General features: G+C 65.1%; 17 protein-coding genes. 5 read left to right on the top strand and 12 right to left on the bottom strand.

Going from position 1 to position 17,838, the window contains the following annotated elements; all coding sequences use genetic code 11:
• Positions 1-34: 34 nt before the first annotated feature.
• Entirely contained in the window at positions 35-274 is a 240-nt protein-coding gene (locus ACY65G_RS12750; protein WP_464997730.1) for a hypothetical protein, read from the top strand.
• A 172-nt stretch (positions 275-446) separates the two neighbouring features.
• Here the strand turns inward: ACY65G_RS12750 and ACY65G_RS12745 are convergent, their stop codons facing one another.
• Positions 447-1,940, bottom strand: a complete 1,494-nt coding sequence (locus ACY65G_RS12745; protein WP_464997729.1) for an FAD-linked oxidase C-terminal domain-containing protein — start codon at positions 1,938-1,940, stop codon at positions 447-449.
• A gap of 167 nt (positions 1,941-2,107) precedes the next feature.
• Between ACY65G_RS12745 and ACY65G_RS12740 the strand changes: the two genes are divergently transcribed.
• Positions 2,108-2,659 carry a cob(I)yrinic acid a,c-diamide adenosyltransferase gene (locus tag ACY65G_RS12740; protein WP_464997728.1) on the top strand — a complete coding sequence of 184 codons (552 nt, stop codon included), beginning with the start codon at positions 2,108-2,110 and terminating at the stop codon, positions 2,657-2,659.
• Between the two features lie 10 nt (positions 2,660-2,669).
• Here ACY65G_RS12740 and ACY65G_RS12735 read toward each other — a convergent pair whose 3' ends face one another.
• From ACY65G_RS12735 to ACY65G_RS12710, 6 genes are all read right to left on the bottom strand, one after another.
• The gene (locus tag ACY65G_RS12735) at positions 2,670-3,503 is read right to left on the bottom strand and encodes a hypothetical protein (RefSeq protein WP_464997727.1); all 834 of its coding nucleotides are present in this window, start codon (positions 3,501-3,503) and stop codon (positions 2,670-2,672) included.
• An 11-nt stretch (positions 3,504-3,514) separates the two neighbouring features.
• Positions 3,515-4,201: a hypothetical protein gene (locus ACY65G_RS12730; RefSeq protein WP_464997726.1), complete on the bottom strand. Its 687-nt coding sequence runs from the start codon at positions 4,199-4,201 to the stop codon at positions 3,515-3,517.
• Complete coding sequence (locus ACY65G_RS12725; protein ID WP_464997725.1) at positions 4,198-5,367, bottom strand: exo-alpha-sialidase; 1,170 nt, start codon at positions 5,365-5,367, stop codon at positions 4,198-4,200. The genes ACY65G_RS12730 and ACY65G_RS12725 overlap by 4 nt, the downstream gene beginning before the upstream one ends.
• Before the next feature lie 422 nt (positions 5,368-5,789).
• Positions 5,790-7,661 carry a 1-deoxy-D-xylulose-5-phosphate synthase gene (dxs, locus tag ACY65G_RS12720; protein WP_464997724.1) on the bottom strand — a complete coding sequence of 624 codons (1,872 nt, stop codon included), beginning with the start codon at positions 7,659-7,661 and terminating at the stop codon, positions 5,790-5,792.
• Positions 7,662-8,567, bottom strand: a complete 906-nt coding sequence (locus ACY65G_RS12715) for a polyprenyl synthetase family protein (protein WP_464997723.1) — start codon at positions 8,565-8,567, stop codon at positions 7,662-7,664.
• A complete protein-coding gene (locus ACY65G_RS12710; RefSeq protein ID WP_464997722.1) occupies positions 8,564-8,818 on the bottom strand; it encodes an exodeoxyribonuclease VII small subunit in 255 nt (84 codons plus the stop codon). Before ACY65G_RS12710 ends, ACY65G_RS12715 begins: the two co-directional genes overlap by 4 nt.
• 308 nt (positions 8,819-9,126) lie before the next feature.
• Here ACY65G_RS12710 and ACY65G_RS12705 point away from each other — a divergent pair, with 308 nt between their 5' ends.
• From ACY65G_RS12705 to ACY65G_RS12695, 3 genes are all read left to right on the top strand, one after another.
• A complete protein-coding gene (locus ACY65G_RS12705) occupies positions 9,127-10,227 on the top strand; it encodes an aromatic ring-hydroxylating oxygenase subunit alpha (protein ID WP_464997721.1) in 1,101 nt (366 codons plus the stop codon).
• 75 nt (positions 10,228-10,302) lie between these two features.
• On the top strand, positions 10,303-11,226 hold the full coding sequence (locus ACY65G_RS12700) for a DMT family transporter (RefSeq protein ID WP_464997720.1): 924 nt from the start codon (positions 10,303-10,305) through the stop codon (positions 11,224-11,226).
• Between the two features lie 9 nt (positions 11,227-11,235).
• Positions 11,236-12,087, top strand: coding sequence for a sulfurtransferase (locus tag ACY65G_RS12695; protein WP_464997719.1), 852 nt, complete (start codon positions 11,236-11,238; stop codon positions 12,085-12,087).
• A 36-nt stretch (positions 12,088-12,123) separates the two neighbouring features.
• Here ACY65G_RS12695 and ACY65G_RS12690 read toward each other — a convergent pair whose 3' ends face one another.
• From ACY65G_RS12690 to ACY65G_RS12670, 5 genes are all read right to left on the bottom strand, one after another.
• Complete coding sequence (locus tag ACY65G_RS12690; RefSeq protein ID WP_464997718.1) at positions 12,124-13,788, bottom strand: subtype B tannase; 1,665 nt, start codon at positions 13,786-13,788, stop codon at positions 12,124-12,126.
• 313 nt (positions 13,789-14,101) lie between these two features.
• Positions 14,102-14,911, bottom strand: a complete 810-nt coding sequence (locus ACY65G_RS12685) for a hypothetical protein (protein ID WP_464997717.1) — start codon at positions 14,909-14,911, stop codon at positions 14,102-14,104.
• 138 nt (positions 14,912-15,049) lie between these two features.
• Complete coding sequence (locus ACY65G_RS12680) at positions 15,050-15,817, bottom strand: hypothetical protein (protein WP_464997716.1); 768 nt, start codon at positions 15,815-15,817, stop codon at positions 15,050-15,052.
• Positions 15,818-15,944: 127 nt separating this feature from the next.
• Complete coding sequence (locus ACY65G_RS12675) at positions 15,945-16,697, bottom strand: ZIP family metal transporter (protein ID WP_464998022.1); 753 nt, start codon at positions 16,695-16,697, stop codon at positions 15,945-15,947.
• A 177-nt stretch (positions 16,698-16,874) separates the two neighbouring features.
• A complete protein-coding gene (locus tag ACY65G_RS12670) occupies positions 16,875-17,750 on the bottom strand; it encodes a dienelactone hydrolase family protein (RefSeq protein ID WP_464997715.1) in 876 nt (291 codons plus the stop codon).
• Positions 17,751-17,838: the final 88 nt, after the last annotated feature.

Here is a 17,838-nt window from a genome sequence, read left to right as displayed (position 1 = left end):
GTGACAACCACGCGTCAAACATGAAAGAGTGTGAATGAGTACCACGGAAAAAACTGTGATTGCCGAGTTAGCGTTCCAGCTCGGCAAGGTGACGAGACATGCAATCGATAACATGGACGCTGCGGCCAGCCCGGTCGAGCTGACGAAGATCGCGAATGACTTGCTGGAAGCGGGACATGAGAAAGTCGCCAGTGACCTGCTCATGCTGTTTGTGGCGGGTTTCGAAGAGGGTGTTCCGCCTGAACGGCGGACGGATCCGGAAAGCCGTGCGTAGGCAATCCAGGGAACTTCTGTTTCGCTGACAGGCACACCTGACCTGCGATTCAACGATGTCGATGGTCGAAGCCGCAGCAAAAGTGCGCCGATCCTTGTCATCGAGCGCCTGCCACCCCGTCGACGACACGAGCGGCTTTCCGGGTTCAGCACATCTGCGTCATGTGTCCATCTCAAAAGCGCGGCAGGTCCGGATGCGCCAGCACACCGCTTGACACATGCATGCGCCCGAACTCGGCGCAGCGGTGCAGCGTGGGAATCGCCTTGTTCGGGTTGAGCAGCGAGGGGGGATCGAAGGCGCGCTTCACGCCGAAGAACGCGGCCAGTTCGCCAGGCGCGAACTGCACGCACATCGAATCGATCTTTTCGATGCCCACGCCATGTTCGCCGGTGATCGTGCCGCCGACAGCCACGCACAACGCGAGGATCTCGGCGCCGAAACTTTCCGCGCGCGCCAGTTCGTCGGGCACGTTGGCGTCGAACAGGATCAGCGGGTGCAGGTTGCCGTCGCCGGCATGGAACACGTTGGCGCAACGCAGGCCGTATTTCACTTCCATCCGCGCGATGCCGGCGAGGACGTGCGCCAGGTGCTTGCGGGGGATCGTGCCGTCCATGCAGTAGTAGTCGGGCGAAATGCGGCCGGCGGCGGGGAACGCATTCTTGCGGCCCGACCAGAATTTCAGGCGCTCGGCCTCTGTGGTGGAGACGGCGATGGCGCTGGCGCCGGCATCGAGCAACACGGCGGCCATGCGGGCGATCTCGTCCTCCACTTCCGCCAGCGTGCCGTCGGCCTCGCACAGCAGGATAGCTGCCGCTTCCAGGTCGTAGCCGGCGTGGACGAACGGTTCGACCATGCGCGACGATGTCTGGTCCATCATCTCCAGGCCTGCCGGAATGATGCCGGCCGCGATCACGCGCGCCACCGCGTTGGCGCCCGTGACGATGTCGCCGAACGATGCCATGATCACGCGCTGGACCGCCGGCTTCGGTACGAGCTTGACCGTGACTTCCGTGACGATGCCCAGCATGCCTTCGGAACCGATGAACACGGCCAGCAGGTCGAGGCCCGGTGCGTCGGGCGCTTCGCTGCCCAGTTCGACGATGGCGCCGTCGATCGTGGCCACTCGCACGCGCAGCACGTTATGCACGGTGAGGCCGTACTTCAGGCAGTGCACGCCGCCGGAATTTTCGGCCACGTTGCCGCCGATCGTGCAGGCGATCTGCGACGAGGGATCGGGCGCGTAATACAGGCCATGCGGCGCGGCCGCTTCGGAGATGGCAAGGTTGCGCACGCCGGGTTGCACGACGGCCGTGCGCGCATGCGCATCGAGCCGCACGATGCGGTTCAGCTTTGCCGTGGATAGCACCACGCCATCGGCGATCGGCATCGCCCCGCCCGACAGCCCCGTGCCGGCGCCGCGCGGCACGATCGGCACATGCATTTCCCGGCAGACCTTCAGCACGGCCAGCACCTGCGCCTCGTTTTCCGGCAGCGCCACGATCATCGGCGGTTGGCGGAATGCGGACATGCCGTCGCATTCATACGGGCGCGTATCCTCCAGACGATGCAGCACGCAGCCCGGCGGCAACACGGTATCCAGCGCGCGTGCCACGTCGCGCTGGCGGTCTTCACTGAACGGCGCTGCACTGGCGGATGGCGTGGTCATGGGCCGATTGTAGGCCAAACGGCTGGTCGACCGCGCCCGGAGGAAATGTTTCGAAATAACCGGTGTCTGTCACCGGTTTCGTCACCGGTTTCGTCACCTGTTCGTCGCCTGTTTCGCTTTGGCCGGGATGTGGCGTATGCTCGCACTTTCACCACATGGAGACGAGCATGGGCAACCGGCTATCGAAGATCGCGACCCGCACGGGCGACAATGGCACCACCGGGCTGGGAGATGGCAGCCGCACCCGCAAGGACAGCGTGCGCGTGCATGCCATGGGCGATGTCGATGAACTGAATTCGAACCTGGGGCTGCTGCTGTGCGAACCGCTGCCGGACGAGCTGCGCGAGGAACTGGTGGCGATCCAGCACGACCTGTTCGACCTGGGCGGCGAACTATGCATTCCCGGCTACCAGCTGATCAAGGAAGAACACGTGGAGCGGCTCGATGCGCTGCTGGAAAAGTACAACGCCACGTTGCCGGCGCTGACGGAATTCATCCTGCCGGCCGGTTCACGGGCCGCATCGCTGGCGCACGTGTGCCGCACGGTGTGCCGGCGCGCCGAGCGCAGCATCGTCACGCTGGGCAGCGAGGAAACGATCCACGACCACCCGCGGCAATACGTGAACCGTTTGTCCGACCTGCTGTTCGTGCTGGCCCGCGTGCTGAACCGCTTCGCCGGTGGCAGCGACGTGCTGTGGCACCACGAGCGCAAGCGGTAATGCCGGCGCTTTACTCCTTGCCGTTCGGGTGCATCGCCAGGTAAGGCTCGGCACCGGCGCCGGCGCTCAGCAGCCAGCCGGTCAGCAGCAGGAACACCAGCAGCATCGCGAACAGCGTGCCCACGCGGCGGCTGTCAGCCGGCGTTTCGAAGATGGGGCGCTTGCCATAGCCGATACCGAGGAAATAGGCGGCGAACACCGTGGCCAGGTAGTGCACGGCGCCGAACATCTCGCCCAGTTCGCCCTTGCGCGGGTGGTCGATCACGAGGTGGGAAATCGCCACCAGCACGATGTAGACCACCGAGGCGGACAGCGGCGGCAGGTACAGGCCGAAACGCTCGACGAAGTCGCGGATCGCCGGGCGCTTGCGGGCCAGCAGCGGCAGCACGATATTGTGCGTGAGGCCGGCGATGGCGATGAGCTTCAGCAGGATCGTCTTGTGGATGCTGCCCTTCTCGCCGATCGCCAGGTTGTGCAGGTTCGTTTCGCCCTGGCGGTTATTCTGGGCAAAGTACTCGGGCGTGGCGATGTTCAGGATGCGCTGGAACCAGCTGATTTCCTCCAGCGCGGCCAGCGCCACGATGCCGGACAGGCCCACCAGCGCCAGCAGCGGCAGGTCGATGCGCCGCTCGCGCTGCCAGTGCTCGACCGCGGCAAAGGCCAGCAGGCCGGACGTGACGGCGAAGCACAGGAACTGCATCCATTCCACGATGCCGTCTTCCACCAGCAGGCGCTGCAGCTTTGCCGGGTCGCCGGACCACGCGATGGCAAGGCCCATCACGAAGACATTGATGAGCACCGCCACGGCGATCGCCGGGTGGACATACCACTTGTTCTGAACCACGTATTACTCCCTTAGCGTTGAAGTTGTTCGATGCCGGCCGTGCCCACCGGTGCCGGCTCGGCAGCCGGGACCGGGACCGGCTGCGCTGCCGGCAGGCGTGCGCCCGCGACCTGGCGCACACCGGCGGCGGCGGCCGAGCCCAGCGCCCACATCCACAGCAGCGGATCCAGCAACGCGTCCCATAGGTTCCCCGTCGGCAGGCGCAACAGTGCATACAGCAGCAGGCCGGTGAGCAGCGCCAGCGCCGGCTGCAGTGCATGGCCGCGCCAGATGGCGAACGCGCATGCCGCGATCGCCAGGAAGCCCGGCAAGGCCGCGCCGGGGCCGAAGCCGCCATGGTACAGGCCCAGGGACAGCACGCCAAACGTGTCCAGGTACAGCACTGTTCCAGCGAGCACCAATGGCAGCGCCATCGCCGGCGGCAGCAGCATGGCGGGCGCGCTGCCCTGCCGGCGGCGCTCCAGTGCCACCACGGCGAGCCCCACCATCAAACCGCTCGGATACTGGAACGCCAGCGTCAGCCACCAGGCCGGCGACCACTCGCCGGGCAGTGCGCACAGCACCGCGAAGCCGGCAGCCACCGCGCGCCAGTGCCGGCGCGCCAGGGCGGGCATCCAGGCCGACAGCACGGCCACCAGCACCAGCGCCCAGGCCACCTTTCCGTAAACGATCTGCAGCGCGAGATCGGGCAGTGTCATAACGGGGCCTTTCCGGGAGTGGTGATGCGCAGCAGGTGATGGGCGATCGCCTGCCGCTGGTGCGTATAGGTGATGTGGAGCTTGTCGCCCACCTGCTGCATCGTGGGATACGAGAATTCGTCGCCCGGCTTGCCGCTGACGATATCCGCCAGCGGGCGCCAGGTGCGCGCATCGGTCGACAGCGCCAGCGACAGCACGTTGCGGTCCGAGCCACCCGCCGCCACGTGGTTGTACAACATCAGGAAGTTGCCGTTCGAGAGACGCAACGCGGCCAGCGACGTGCTCTGGTTCGACAGCGGCGACGGCGCCAGGTCTTCCCAGCTGTTGCCCCCGTCCCGGCTCAGCGCCTGCTGCACGCGTTGGCCTTCGCCCGCGTCGCGCATCCAGGCGCGCACTTCGGTCGTCGACACCGGCACGATCGCCGGCTGCAGCGACGACGTGCCGCTGCCGATACGGGCGATGCGGCGCGGTTCGCCATTCGCATCGAACGACATCAGCATCGGGTATTTGTTGCCGATCTCGAAATACACGGGCAGCCACCAGCCGCCATCGGCCAGCGGCACCGCCGACGTGCGCACCAGCGTGCTCGTATTGAACAGTGGCGACAGCGGCAAGACGCGGCGCACGGTGAAGGTAGCGCCATCATCATGCGATAGGAGCTGGACGATGCGCGAGGCGGCCCAGCCGCCGAGCCCGGTAGCCACGACGTACAGGTGCACGGTGCCGTCCGGCGCGGTCCAGGCCACCGGGTTGCCGATGCGGCGCACGCCGAACCCGAGTGCCTCGCCCAGCGATTCGCGGCTGGCCACCACCCAGTTGTCGCTCCAGGTGCCGTTCGACCAGCGCGACGCGTACACCTTCACATCCGGCCCGCTTTCGCGGCTGCCGGCCCACCAGAACGAGATGAGGTTACCGCCGGGCAGGGCCGCCAGGGCGCTGGCGTGCGCGGACGGCACGCCGACCGGCATGGGAATGATCGAACGACTGACTTCGCTGAGGGCAACGGGGGTTGGCGCGGCGATGCTGGCGATGGCGGGCCGCTCGACCTGCACCGTACGGCCGGACCAGCGCAATGCTTCCGCGACCGCGGCGCCTGCCACCGCAATGATGCAAGCCAGCGCGACCAGCTTGCCGGTGCGCCGGACAGGTGGGCGTCCTGCTCCCATTCCTTCTCCGAGAAAGATGGACATGAGAACTGTTGACGTGTTTCCCTGCCCAGCGTGAATACCAGCTTGCGTGCTTGATCCGTCGCAAGCTTTGACTTGATTTACGTCAAACGTTTGCGCTGACGAAAGCCGGTATCCTACAGGAAAAAGTAAAGGACGGGTTGAGTCAGCCGCCCGGCCGGCTGAGTAAATCTCGCGATGCAGCGGATCTTGAATGACCGGCAATATTGCCGTGCAAGTCAGTGGCACGCGGTCGTCATCCGCACACAAGATTGTGGCGACGAGGGCGGCAGGTCGTATCGGCCGGCCGCGCGGCATGCGATGGGCGTGCGGCAGTCACACTGCTGGCCAGACAGGATTCATCTCTTTGCGATCAATGACAAACGGCGCCGCAGCGCCGTTTGTCATTGCGCGGAATGCGCTCAGCCGTTGCTGACCACCAGCCGCGGCTCGCCGCCGAGGAAGCGCGCCTTGATGGAGCGGGCGATGCCGTCGGCATCCAGGCCCACGCTGGCCAGCAACTTGGCCGGGTCGCCATGGTCGATGAACTGGTCGGGCAGGCCGAGGATCAGCAGCGGCTTGGCGATGCCCGCCTCGGCCAGCGCCTCGGCCACGGCGGCGCCGGCGCCGCCCATCACGCAGCCCTCTTCCACCGTGACCAGGTAATCGTGCGATGCGGCCAGTTCCTTGACCAGTTCCACGTCGAGCGGCTTCACGAAGCGCATGTTGGCCAAGGTCGCGTTGATGCCGTCGGCCGCCTTGAGCGACGGCGCCACCATGGCGCCGAAGGCCATGATCGCCACGCGCTCGCCTTGGCGGCGCAGTTCGCCCTTGCCCAGGTCGATGGTGGTGAGTTCCGGCGACAAGGCCGCACCGATGCCGGCACCGCGCGGGTAGCGCACGGCGGCCGGGCCGGGATACTGGTAGGCGGTGGTCAGCATCCGGCGGCATTCGTTCTCGTCGGATGCGGCCATCACCACCATGTTCGGGATGCAGCGCAGGTAGGCCAGGTCGTAATTGCCGGCATGCGTGGCGCCGTCGGCGCCCACCAGGCCGGCGCGATCCAGCGCAAAGGTCACGTCCAGGTTCTGCAGGGCCACGTCGTGGATCAGCTGGTCGTAGGCACGTTGCAGGAACGTCGAATAGATCGCCACCACCGGCTTCATGCCCTCGCACGCGAGGCCGCCGGCGAACGTGACGGAATGCTGCTCGGCGATGCCCACGTCGAAGTAGCGCTGCGGGTATTCGGCATGGAAGCGCACCATGCCGGAGCCTTCGCGCATCGCCGGCGTGATGCCGACCAGGCGCTCGTCCTTCGCCGCCATGTCGCACAGCCAGTTGCCGAACACCTCGGTGTACGTCATCTTCGCAGGCGCCGTGGCCGGCTTGATGCCTTCGGCCGGGTTGAATTTGCCCGTGCCGTGATACAGGATCGGTTCCGCCTCGGCCAGCTTGTAGCCCTGGCCCTTTTTCGTGACCACGTGGAGGAACTGCGGCCCCTTCAGGTTGCGGATGTTCTGCAGCGTGGGAACCAGCGAATCGAGGTCGTGGCCATCGATCGGGCCGATGTAGTTGAAGCCGAATTCCTCGAACATCGTGGCCGGCACCACCATGCCCTTGGCATGTTCTTCCAGCTTCTTCGCCAGCTCCAGCATGGGTGCCGGCAGCACCGATTTTCCGACGTTTTTCGCGGCCGCGTAGAACTGGCCGGACATCAGCCGCGCCAGGTAGCGGTTCAGCGCGCCCACCGGCGGCGAGATCGACATGTCGTTGTCGTTCAGGATCACCAGCAGGTTGCAGTCTTCTTCCACGCCGGCGTTGTTCAGCGCTTCGAAGGCCATGCCGGCCGTCATCGAGCCGTCGCCGATCACGGCGATGGCATGGCGCTGTTCGCCCTTGATCTTCGCGGCCAGCGCCATGCCCAGGGCGGCGGAAATCGACGTGGACGAGTGCGCGGTGCCGAACGTGTCGTATTCGCTCTCCACGCGCCGCGGGAAGCCGGAAATGCCGTCCAGCTGGCGCAGACTGTGGAACTGCTCGCGCCGGCCCGTGAGGATCTTGTGCGTGTAGGTCTGGTGGCCCACGTCCCACACGATGCGGTCGTGGGGCGTGTTGAACACATAATGCAGCGCGACGGTCAGTTCGACGGTGCCCAGGTTCGACGACAGGTGGCCGCCCGTCTTGGAGACGGAATCGAGCAGGAAGTTGCGCAGTTCGTCGGCCAGCGGTACCAGCTGGTGGCGCGGCAGTTTGCGCAGGTCCGCCGGGTTATTGATGTTTTGAAGCAGGTTCATTTATGCCTTCCGCTGCACGATCAGGTCCGCGAGTTCGCGCAGGCGCAGCGCGCCGTCGCCAAAGGCGCCAAGCGCCGCGTGGGCGTCGCGCCGCAATTGCTCGGCCAGGGCGACGGATTCGTCGAGCCCCAGGATCGAGACGTAGGTGGGTTTGTTATCGGCGGCATCCTTGCCGGCCGTCTTGCCAAGGGTGGCCGAATCGGCGGTGGCGTCGAGCACGTCGTCCACCACCTGGAAGGCCAGGCCGATCGCACGGCTGTAGGCATGCAATGCCTCCAGTTCGGTAGCGGACAGGTCCTTGCCGGCCAGCGCGCCCAGCACGACGGACGCGCGCAGCAGCGCCCCTGTCTTCAGCTGGTGCATGCGTTCCAGTTGCTCGAGCGTGAGAGCCAGGCCCACGCTGTCGAGGTCGATCGCCTGGCCGCCGCACATGCCGGCCGAGCCGGCGGCATCGGCCAGCAGCCGCACCATGGCCAGCAGGCGAGCTGGCGGGATAGCATTTGGCGAATTCGCATCCGTGCCGGCCAGCACCGTGAAAGCTTGCGATTGCAGCGCGTCGCCGACCAGCAGCGCCGTCGCTTCGTCATAGGCCACGTGCACCGTGGGCTTGCCGCGGCGCAGGTCGTCATCGTCCATGCACGGCATGTCGTCGTGCACCAGCGAATACGCATGGATCATTTCCACGGCGGCGGCGGCACGCGACAGCGCTTGCGCATCGGCGCCCGTCAGGGCACCCGCCGCGTACACCAGCAGCGGGCGCACGCGCTTGCCGCCGCCCAGCAGCGCGTAGCGCATGGCTTCGTGCAATTTGCCCGGTACCATGGTGGCCGCCGGGAGATAAGCGGACATGTCTTCTTCCATGCCTGCCTGGATGCCGCGCATCCAGTCCTGGAACGTGGTCGTCATTGTCCGCCCTCGTCGCCATCGGCGAAGGGCTTGAGCAGGTCGCCTTCCAGGATCTTGACCTGCGATTCCACCTTGTCCAGCTGGCTCGCGCAGTATTTGACCAGTTCCGAACCGCGCGCGTAGGCTGCGACCGATGCCTCCAGCGGCAACTGCCCGGATTCCATCTGGGTGACGAGCTGCGCCAGCTCGGCCATCGCCTCTTCGAATGAGGCGGGCGCGGTGTTTTCGGCGCTGATTGTTTTATTGACCATGACTTGATTTCGGTTCAGTGCTGGAGTGTAGCCCGTTATTTTAGAACAAAGTGTCGCGCACGGTCCAAAATGGCAACCCGGCCAGGCGTGCCATGTTGCAATCGAGGCCAGGGTGGCACCCTTGCATGCCGAAAGGGCGCACAATGCCGGGCACCCCGGGGTTGAAACGATGATTTATCGGCAGAATCAAGCCGTTCACGCTATAATCTCCGGTTCTGTCCGAAACACCCGTTCTCATACTCTGAATTCAGGTCTTTGCGGATTCTGTCTCTTCTTGGTTTGCAGCACTTTAATTAAGGGGGGTTGGGATGTCCGATCTGGGTACCCACGCCAGGCTCGCGCGCTCGAACGCGCAACTTCCGGTCCACGTCTATTTTGACGAAGCGCTACTGCGGCGTGAAATGCAGCAATTGTTCCAGAATGGCCCACGCTACGTGGGCCATGAACTGATGGTGCCGAACATCGGCGACTTCACGACGCTCGCCTCGGAAAACGAGGGGCGCATGCTGGTCCGTAATGCCCAGGGTATCGAACTGCTGTCGAACGTGTGCCGGCACCGCCAGGCATTGATGTTCAATGGCCGCGGCAATGCCAACACGATCGTCTGTCCGCTGCACCGCTGGACCTACGACCTGAAGGGCGACCTGATCGGCGCTCCGCATTTTCCGGAAACGCCCTGCCTGAACCTGCCGAAGGCGCCGCTGCAAAGCTGGAACGGCCTGCTGTTCGAGCAGAACGGCTACAACGTGATGGACAAGCTCAAGGACATGTCCGTGACGAAGGACCTGGACTTCACCGGCTACATGCTCGATCACGTGGAAGTGCACCACTGCGACTACAACTGGAAGACGTTCATCGAGGTCTACCTCGAGGATTACCACGTGGAGCCGTTCCACCCGGGCCTGGGCGGCTTTGTTTCCTGCGACGACCTGCGCTGGGAATTCGGCGCCGACTACTCGGTGCAGACGGTGGGCGTGAACCGCGGCCTGAAGAAATCGGGCTCGGACGTGTACCAGCGCTGGCACGAGCAGGTGCTCAAGTTCCGCAACGGCGAAGCACCGCCGTTCGGCGCGATCTGGCTGACGCTGTACCCGAACATCATGGTGGAGTGGTACCCGCACGTGCTGGTCGTGTCCACGCTATGGCCGGAAGGCCCGAACCGCACGAAGAACGTGGTGGAGTTCTACTACCCCGAAGAGATCGTGCTGTTCGAGCGCGAGTTCGTGGACGCGGAACGCGCCGCCTACATGGAAACGGCCGTCGAGGATGACGAGATCGCGCTGCGCATGGATGCGGGCCGCAAGATCCTGCTGGATCGCGGCACATCGGATGCGGGGCCCTACCAGAGCCCGATGGAAGACGGCATGCAGCACTTCCACGAATGGTATCGAAGTAAAATCGCCGTATAAATAAAATCAACAACGAGGGGACAGATCCGGATCGCAACGGACTGTCCCCTCGGTCATTTTCAGATGAGGAATGCAATGCAATCGCTTTGGATGTTATTCGCCAGTTTCCTGTTTGCCGCCATGGGTGTCTGCGTGAAGCTCGCATCGGACATGTTCTCCACGTCGGAGATCGTGATGTACCGCGGCATCGTGGGCGTGACCGTGCTGCTGGTCCTGATCCGCCTGCAGGGCGGCACGCTGCGGACGAAATTCGCGCTGGGACATCTGTGGCGCAGCGTGGTGGGCGTGATTTCGCTGTGGCTGTGGTTCTATTCGATCGCCAAGCTGCCGCTCGCCACGGCGATGACCCTGAATTACCTGTCGCCGATCTGGATCGCCATATGGCTGTTCGCGCACGGCTGGTGGCACGCCAAGAACGACGTGTCATGGCCGCTGCTGGTGGCGGTGGGCATGAGCTTCGTCGGCGTCGTGCTGCTGCTGCAGCCCGCATTCCAGTCCGACCAGCTGGTGTATGCGCTGATCGCGATCTTCTCGTCCATCCTCACGGCGGTGGCCTACATGCAGGTGCGCAAGCTGGGCCTGGCCGGCGAACCGGAAAACCGCGTGGTGTTTTATTTCGCCGTATCGAACGTGGTGGCGGGCCTGCTCGGCACGTTCGCCGAAGCGGGCGGCGGGCCGGTCGTGTTCCACTCGTTGAACAGCGAATACGGCTTCCTGCTGTTGCTGGGCATCGGCCTGTTCGCCACCGCGGCGCAGGTATCGATGACGCGCGCCTACCGCCTCGGCAACACGCTGGTGGTCGCCAACCTGCAATACACCGGCATCGTGTTCTCCAGTATCTGGGGCGTGCTGGTGTTCGCCGACAAGTTCGACTGGCACAGCTGGCTCGGCATCGGCATCATCCTCGCCTCCGGCAGCGCCGCCACGTTCTACAATACGAAGAACACCGAGCGCGGCAAGGCCGTCGCTTCGACCGATCCCATCGCCAGCGAAGTTTGAGGAGACCCCATGTTCACTACCCTGATCGACGCCACCGCCCTCGCGCGCCATATCGATGACCCGAAGTGGGTCGTGCTCGATTGCCGCCACGACCTGCTCAATCCCGCTTTCGGCCGCGAAGCCTTTGCCGCCGGCCATCTCCCCGGCGCGCAGTTCGCCAGCATCGACGACGACCTGTCCGGCCCGAAGGCCGGTGCCGGCAGCACGTTCCGCGGCCGGCACCCGCTGCCGGACCGCGCCGCGCTGATCGAGACGCTGCGCCGCTTCGGCATCGGCGACGATACCCAGGTGGTGGCCTACGATGCGCATGGCGGCATGTATGCGGCGCGGCTGTGGTGGCTGCTGCGCTCGATCGGCCACGAGGCCGTGGCGGTGCTCGATGGCGGCCTGCCGGCCTGGCAGGCGGCGGGGCAGTCCGTGACGACCGACGTGGCGCCGCGTGCGCCGGGCGGTATCACCGAACGGCCGTCACTGACCCGCGCGGTGTCGGTGGAAGACGTGGTGGCGAACCTGTCCACCGGCGCTTTCACGGTCGTCGACGCACGCGCCAGCGACCGCTTCCGCGGCGAGAACGAGAGCATCGACCCGGTCGGCGGCCATATTCCCGGCGCGAAGAACCGCTTCTTCAAGGACAACCTGGGCGCCGACGGCAAGTTCAAGCCGGCCGCGCAGCTGAAGGAGGAATTCGCGCCGCTGTTCGCCTCGCCCTCTTCCGCCGTCATGCAGTGCGGCTCCGGCGTGACGGCGTGCCACAACCTGTTGGCGCTGGAAGTGGCGGGCATGCCGGGCGCCGCGCTGTATCCGGGTTCGTGGTCCGAATGGTGCGCTTCTCCCGAGCGGCCGGTGGCGACCGGGGCCTGAGGCCGCCGCTGCCGACTCGCGCCGGACCGCGGCGCCTCAAAGGCCCTTGGCCGCCGCGGCTTTCAGCACCTGCGCGATCCACGCCATCGCTTCGGGCACGTCGTAGTTGCCTGCATGCGGCTGGTTCCACGCCAGCCGGTAATTCACCTCCTGCACACCCGTGTCGGCCTGCAGTGCGCGCGCCAGGTTGATCGACACGGTGAATGCCGTGTCGCGGTCGCGCGTGCCGTGCCGCACGTACCAGTAGGGTGCCGTGTCGGCCGCGGTGCCGATGTAGGCCATCGGGTTGATCAGCTTCACCTGCGTCATGACGGGCGTGGTGGCGAGACTGAAATACCGGCTGCCGGTGACGCCGGTATCGTCATAGCCGATGCCGTCGCCGTGTACGTCGTTGTTGTCCCAGCCGTATTCGGTGAAGTTGCTGTATTTCTCGCTCGCCGTGCCGAACAGGTTCGACTCGCCGCTGGCCGCGGTGACCGTCATGCCGGTCTGGTCGAAGGCCGGTGCGGCCTTCAGCGTGGCCTGCGTGGCAACGAACTTCAGGTATTTCTCCATGTCGATCGACACCACCTTTTTCGTGCCGTTGTCGACGTCGAGCCAGTCGTTCGTGTAGGTGCGCGTGGCGCCGCCGCTGGTGTACGGCATCTGCTCGCCCAGGTCGGGAACCGTGCCGCCCGCCGCCATGTACACCTCGGCCGAACGGATTACTTCCTGCCGTATCTGATCCATCATGTTGTCGGCCGTGATTGCCGCGCCGCTGCCGTTCGACAGCTTCAGGCCCTGCTGGTAGGCGGGAAACTTCGCCGCCAGCTGCGCGCTGCCTGCCGGGTTCGGGTTGCGGCCCACGGCGGCACGCGTGCCGAACGCCGTGTACAGCCACTCGTAATGCAGGTCGGCGTTGCCCAGGTCGGTGATCGGGCAATATGCGTTGATGGCCAGGACATCGTCGCGCAGCGTGCTGTAACCGTTCGCGTCGATGCCGGCAGCGCCCACCGCGGCCAGGTAAGGCAGGTAATCGGGGCTGTTGCCGGAGGCGCCGATGATCGACGACAGCGCCCCGCCGCCGCTGGTGCCGTTCACCACGATGCGGCTGGCGCTGCCCGGCATGCGCGCATCGTTCAGGCGCAGGTAGCGGATCGCCGCCTTCGCGTCGACCACCGGCGCCGGCGCCTTGCCCGGCCAACTGCCGTCGGCCGTCGTCACGCCGCGGCTGCGCGTGGCCACGTCGATGAACACGTAGCCCGCCTTCAGCGCCGCCCCCACGTTGCTGGTGGCGCTGTCGTAGGTGGCGCCGTCGGTGACGCTGGCCCTGATATAGCTGGCGAACCAGCCGCTGTTGTTGACGGCGAAGTACAGCGCCGTGTCGGTGCTGGCCGCCGCGCTTTCCGGCACGAAGATATTCATGCTCTGGTAGCCGCACGCCGTGTTGGCGATCGTGGTGCTGCTGCCGTTCAGGGCCGTTTGCGTGGATGCCATCGCCACGGGCTTCGCCACATAGCAAACCTCCTTGTACCAGCGCACCGGCACCTGCACGCCATCGATGGTGACGTTGATCGTGGTGTACTTTGCGCTGTCGAAGGCCAGTGCGCTGTCGGACACGCCTGTCGGCTGGTTGCCGTCGCTGGAGCCGCAGGCGGTCAGGGCCAGCAGCATTGCCGCGCCGGCGGCGATGGCCTTCAAAGGGGTCGTGTTTCGATGCATGGAGTCTCCTGGTTGTGGATGATGGATGCGCGCGGGTGCACGCCGCCCTGGCGTGAAGATGCCGGGCGAAAAACAGCGATGGGAAAACGGATGGGCCGGTGCGCGGCCAGGCGCGCGCCGCTAGGGCGGTGGCGGGATGGGGTGGAATAGCGGTGTCATGGTCGTCTCCTCGCAGCGCCCATTGGCGGGCCGTATCGATGCCGGTGGCACGCTGCTGCGGCCCCGATACTGTCGAGGAAAGTATAGGCGGGCCATGCGTGGCCACGATTGCGTTTCGCTGCTTAAGGAATGCTTTTTACTTATCGGCGTTTTTTCAACTGCCGCAGCCGCCACCGCCGCAGCCGCCGCCGCAACTGCTGCCACAGCTGCTGCCGCCATCGCTACCACTATTACCGCTACCCGCGGCAATGTGGCAGACGGCGTCGCAAATTCCACCCACGGCGCCGGTACTCGCCCTCACTCCGGGAAGCAATTTGCAACGCAACAACCAAACGTCATGATCGCTCCGTGAAATCAGACCGGCGGCAAGCAAGAAGTCGGGTTTTGTCGCTGCGGGAATCCGCCATTCGCCAACTGGCCGCCCCTGCTCATTCATAGATGAGCAAATCGTCCAATTGCCGCGAGCCTGCCAGGCAAAGCCGTCCGGCATGCGCAGGACGCGATCCGTCGCAAACAGTCGCGGCACACCGGGTCCAGCCTTGGAAAACCCGTCCAGCCCGCGTGCTGCAACCAGGGCAGTTGCCATCGGCAGCGCCATGCCGCCGGTCATGTCGACCGCTTCGACGTGCGGAATGCGCCGGCCCATATGCCGCTCGCAAAACCCGTCAAGTGAAGCAGGCGAGTATTGCAACCAAGCGTGCCATATTGAGTCGGCCGCCTTCGATGGCAGTGCGCACGAGCGATTGCTGCGCTTCACGCATTCAAAGAAATCCAGCAGCGCATCCATCGCACGAGCAAAAAAAAAGGCATCGCGCGGAATACCTTGGAACTCGATATGCGCTGTGCGTGACCAATATTCGTACAACTCAGGGGGAATATCGCTCAAGGCCCAGCGTCGGGGAGTCAAGATACGAAGACAGGTGACGCGAACGGTTCCGAAAGTTTTCGACAGGATGTTCTGCATGTTGGGCTCCAAGGTTGTTGGTTGCCGCTATTGTCGAATTCAGGCCGGCACTACGCCATGACTGACCCGTGACACGCAGTTCGTCTCGTCTGATCGGCATCAATTTCCGCTTGGACAGTTTGCCTGCGCTGGAAAACGTCAGTCGCCACCTCCGCCGCAACTGCTGCCGCAACCGCTGCCACCGTCGCAGCTGGCGCTTTCGCAGGAAGGGTCGGCGCCGGTAAAGCCGCCGCCGGCGCCGGAGTCGCCGCCCCATCCGTAACGCGACCGGAACCGTTCGAATTCCGGCCATGTGATCAGGCCGGCGGCGAACAGCGATGCCGGGTCGGTGGCGCTGTGCGTGCGGGTTGCCCGCGCCCGGCGGCCGCGCTCGTCGATGTTCCGCCAGACCAGACGGACGCTGCAATATTCATACGCGAAACCGCCCGGCATGCGCAGCGCGCGGTCCGTGCCGAACAGGCGCGGCACGTTCGGACCGGCCGGGTCCAGCCCGTCCAGCCTGCGCGCCATCACAAGGGTTCGCGCAATCGGCAGCGCCATGCCGCCGGCCATGTCGGCCGCTTTCACGTGGGGAATGCGCGCACCGAAATGGCGTTCGCAAAATTCGTCCAGCGAGGCGGGAGAGTGGCGCAGCCATGCATGCCAGACCGAGTCCGCCGCCTTCGACGGCAAGGCGCACGGGTGGCCGGTGCGCGCAACGCATTCGAAGAACGTCACCAGCGCCTCGGCGGCACGGGCGTAAAAAAAGGCACCGCGAGGGATGCCTTTGAATTCGAGGTGCGCCGTGCGCGACCAGTAATCGTAGAGTTCCGGGGGCAGGTCGCGCATGACCTCGCGGCGGGGCGACGTGATGCGAAGACAGGTGGCGCGGGCGGTGCCCAGGGTTTTCGACAAAATGTTCAGCATGTATCGACCTCCTTTATTGTTGTTTTTGTTGATGCCATGCTGGCACAGGATTATGACAGGCGCGTGACAGCGCGTGGCCGGGGGTGTGACATGCGGCGGCGCGGAACGTTGCACGCCCTGCCCGGCCTCAGTGCCGCCCTGCCGTCAGGAACAGCACGATGCACACGCCCAGTGCGATCAGCAGCACTTGCGGCACGGTTTCCTTCATCGTGGCGCGGCGCTGCATCTGCGGCATCAGGTCGCTGACGGCGATGTAGATGAAGCCGGACGACGCGAACACCAGCACATAGGGAATCAGGTTGCTGGCGCGGTCGAGCGTGTAGTAGCCCAGCAGGCCGCCGGCCACGGCGAGCAGGCTGCACAGCAGGTTGTAGAAGTAGGCCCGTGCGCGCGAAAAACCGGCGTTGAGCAGCACGATGAAGTCGCCGATCTCCTGCGGGATTTCATGCGCGATGATGGCGATGGCGGCCACGATGCCCAGGTGCGGGTCGGCCAGGAACGCGGCGGCGATCAGGATGCCGTCGGTGAAATTGTGCATGCCGTCGCCGACCAGGATCATCCAGCCGGCGCGGCCGGCTTCATGCTTGTCGTGGCCGTGCGCGTGGTGGTGGCCGTCGCCCTCGTGGTGGTGCGAGTGGCGCAGGATCGCCAGCTTTTCCAGCATGAAGAACGTCAGCAGGCCGCCCAGCAGCGTGGCGAACAGCGTGCGCGGGTCGGCATGCGATTCGAAGGCTTCCGGCAAGGCATGCAGCAGCGACGTGGACAGCATGATGCCGACCGACAGGCTGACCATCCGTTCGACGACTTTCGACAGCAGCGTGAACGAAAACAGTGCCGCCGCCGAAATGCTGGCTACGCCGGCAAGGGTGGTTGCCAGCAGAATGGATATGAGTACCGGATCGATTTTGGAGCCTCTCGTGCGCTTTGCCGCGCGCGCAGCACCGGGGCCCGGGCAGCGCGCAAACCGGACATTTTACCGTCCAGCTCGCGCTTCTGCTGAAAATACAGTATCAATAAGGGGACAACAAGGGAAAAACGACGCAAAAAAGGAAACGGATCAGGCCACGCCGTGCTGCTTGAACCAGTCCAGCGCGCGCTTCCAGCCATCCTTCGCATCCGCTTCCACGTAGCTGGGGCGGTAGTCGGCATGGAAAGCGTGTCCGGCGTTTTCATAGATGACGAACGTGGAACCCGACTTTCCCTTCGCCAGTTCGGCCTTCATCTTTTCCACCGATTCCAGCGGGATGCCGGTGTCCTTTGCGCCATACAGGCCCAGGACCGGCGTCTTCAGCGTGGCAGCCACGTCGACAGGATGGCGGGCCGTATTGGCAGTGGCTTCCCCTACCAACCTCCCGTACCACGCCACGCCTGCCTTGACGGCCGGATTATGCGCCGCATACAGCCACGTGATGCGGCCGCCCCAGCAGAAACCGGTGATGCCCAGCTTGTCCGCCGCGCCGCCGTTCTGGGCGGCCCAGGCCACGACCGCGTCCAGGTCCTTGAACACCTGGATGTCCGGCACCTTGCTGATGATGTTCTTTTGCAGGTCGGCGATCGACGTTTCCTTTTGTGGATCGCCCTGGCGTGCGAACAGGTTCGGCGCCAGCGCCAGGTAGCCCTGCCTTGCAAAGCGGCGCGCCACGTCGGCGATGTGCTCGTGCACGCCGAAGATCTCGGAGATGACGAGGATCACGGGCAAGCCCGTCTTGCCGGCGGGCTGGGCGCGGTACACAGGCACCGGGTAGCCATCGACGGTGACGTTCACGGTGCCGGCCGTGAGGCCTTCGGCATCGGTCTTCACCACGGTCTCGGCGCTGACGGGCAGCGCGGCGGCGGCAAAGCCGGTACCGAGCGCCGCCTTCAGCAGGTCGCGGCGGCTGATTCCCTCCGCTGCGCCGATCAGGCTGGCGGCATCGTTGTGCAGGTCGTTCATGCGTTCTCCAGTAAATAGCCCATCAAGGAATTCGTGACAGGCCGCTCCGGGCGGACCGCCCGATTGATTGGAAATATTGCAAAAAAAC

The organism is Pseudoduganella sp. jia 12 (assembly GCF_055502675.1).
The sequence above is the reverse complement of the archived record's forward strand: the minus strand, read 5'-3'. Positions and strand labels throughout refer to the sequence as shown.